Source organism: Nocardioides sp. J9, from assembly GCF_007829375.1.
In the GTDB taxonomy this organism is placed as follows: domain Bacteria; phylum Actinomycetota; class Actinomycetes; order Propionibacteriales; family Nocardioidaceae; genus Nocardioides.
The window spans coordinates 1-1,764 of sequence record NZ_VLJQ01000025.1 but is presented as its reverse complement, the minus strand read 5'-3'; the positions used below and the strand labels follow the sequence as shown (position 1 = coordinate 1,764).

The following is a 1,764-nucleotide window of genomic DNA, read 5'->3' as shown; positions in this document are numbered from 1 at the left end:
CAGCCACAGCTCGTTCGCCTCGCCGAAGGGCTGCGCCTCGTCGAACCGGAAGTGCGCGCCGGCGTTGCTCACCGCGCACGGGTTGTCGTGCACGTGCACGAGGTGGGCCTTGCCGGGCGCGAGGCCGGTGACGTCGATGGCGACCTCGGTGCGCCCGCGGGCACGGGTGATCCGCGCGGTCCCGGTCAGGGCGGGGTACGACGCCAGCCCGTCGGCGTACGCCGCGAAGGTGCCGCGTGTGGTGGTCTCGGTCGAGAGCGCCACCTCGAGCGGGGCGGTGCCGCTCGCCGGGGTCGCGACCGCGGCGACCTCGGGCAGCGTGTCCTGGTCGCCGCCGGACCCTCCATCGCCGCCGTCGCCGGATCCCGCTGCGACCTGGATGGGGAACTGCCGCACGAACTCACCGCCGTGGCCGTCGGACACCGTCAGCCAGGCGACGTAGGTGCCCGGAGTCTCGTACCGGAACATCGCGTGGGCCTGCGTCGAGCGGTCCATCGCCCGGCCGGTGCCGAAGTCCCAGGCGTAGGTGAGCTGGTCGCCGTCGGGGTCGGTGAAGCCGGCCGCGGTGAAGTGCACGTCCAGCGGCGCCGGGCCGCTCTGCGGCGCCACGGTCGCGGTGCCGGTCGGCGCCCGGTTGCCGTCGGGGTCCTCGACGATCACGACGCCGGTCATCTCGGTGTTGTGCAGCGTGCAGACGTAGAAGTAGGTCCCCGGCTGGGTGAAGGTCTGCAGCATCCCGGCCTCGCCGGGGAAGAAGTAGCGCTGGATCGGCTCGGGCCACGGCGTGCCGGTGTCCAGCGAGGTCAGGTCGTGCTCGAGGCCCGCCCGGTCGAAGGTCCACTCGACCGTGTCACCGACCTGGATCGTGATGGTCGAGGTGCCGGTGTCCTGCGACACCCAGCGGCTCCCCTGCTCGTCGTCGACCGCGTCGACCAGCCACACCCGTCCCTGGACACCGGGCGCCGCCCCCGCGCCCCGCACCGGCACGGCGGCAGCGAGCAGCCCCGCGAGCAGGGTGACCAGGGTGAGGAGCGCGAGCCGTCGCGCCGCGGCGAGGGGGACCATGGCCGCACCCTAGGAACCACAACGCACGCGGTTGTTTCCCGTCGATCACCCGGAGGCGTCGGTGAATGAGACACCCTTGCCCGGGAACGACGAAGGGCCCCGCCAGGTGGCAGGGGCCCTTCGCGCAGAGGGGTTGTTGTTGTGGGGTGTTCGCACATCGACGAACGCCGAGGTCAAGGCCCTCTTTGTGCGAAGGGTTCACAGGGCGTGCACCCCTCGAGCGCAGAATTAGCACCCATCGCTCACCATCCCAGTCCTTGGCGACGCGGTTCTGGTCTCTTTTCCACGTGCCGCGCTTGCGCCTCGCAAGACTCGGCAGGGCTGAGTATCAGTTTCCTCGACCTAGGCAGGTCTCTGACAGCCTCTGCTTGAGTCCGGAAGGACCTGGCGAGCTACCACGCTGCGACGCTGCCCTGCAACAGATGGGTCTGCTACACGAATGGGTGACAGTCTGACCTGTCCGTGCAGCAGACGACAGAGCCCCGTGGGGTGGTGGGTTTTGAGGTGATCCTCGGTGCCTACTCGTCGCTGCTCTCGATGGCGGCGACGGGATCAGTATTGCTGGTCTCGTAGAGCTTGGCCATGGAGCCTTCGGACAGGTAGCGGCGGTCGCCGGCGATCCATTCGTCGTGCATGTCGATGAGCACCGCGCCGACGAGTCGGATGACCGCGGCGGCGTTGGGGAAGATCCCCACGACC

2 protein-coding genes are annotated in these 1,764 nt (G+C 69.8%); both read right to left on the bottom strand.

Going from position 1 to position 1,764, the window contains the following annotated elements; genetic code table 11:
* Positions 1–1,065 (bottom strand): PKD domain-containing protein (locus tag L615_RS23040; protein ID WP_186449696.1); only part of this gene is annotated, 1,065 nt, incomplete at its 3' end.
* Positions 1,066–1,583: 518 nt separating this feature from the next.
* Positions 1,584–1,764 (bottom strand): transposase (locus tag L615_RS02820; RefSeq protein ID WP_186449695.1); only part of this gene is annotated, 181 nt, incomplete at its 5' end.